This window comes from Pseudomonas sp. SIMBA_067 (assembly GCF_046534675.1).
Classification (GTDB): Bacteria; Pseudomonadota; Gammaproteobacteria; order Pseudomonadales; family Pseudomonadaceae; genus Aquipseudomonas; species Aquipseudomonas putida.
This window is the reverse complement of sequence record NZ_JAWRYH010000363.1, coordinates 1-276: the sequence shown is the minus strand read 5'-3', so window position 1 is coordinate 276 and position 276 is coordinate 1. Positions and strand designations below refer to the sequence as shown.

Annotated in this window: 1 protein-coding gene; it reads right to left on the bottom strand. The window is 44.6% G+C overall.

The window, feature by feature from the left end; all coding sequences use genetic code 11:
- On the bottom strand, window positions 1-276 hold a 276-nt coding region (locus tag SB765_RS29450), incomplete at both ends, for a GDP-mannose 4,6-dehydratase (RefSeq protein WP_410932462.1).

Here is a 276-nt window from a genome sequence, read left to right as displayed (position 1 = left end):
AATGACTTCTTTCCTCTCACGAAAATGTTTGACGATTTTCGGGATCAGGAAATTTTCTGCCTGACCGGCGCCAGTGTAATTGAATGGCCGGGTAATAATAATCGGCAATTTTTCATAAAACAGACTGGTCATATACTCCATTGCCAGCTTGCTTACCGCGTAGTCATTTGCAGGTCTGGCAGGAACCGACTCTGCTAATTTTCCCGGTGTGTTATTACCGTAAACATTAGCACTGCTGGCGATCAAAACTGCATCCGGCATTTTTGCTGATTCGCT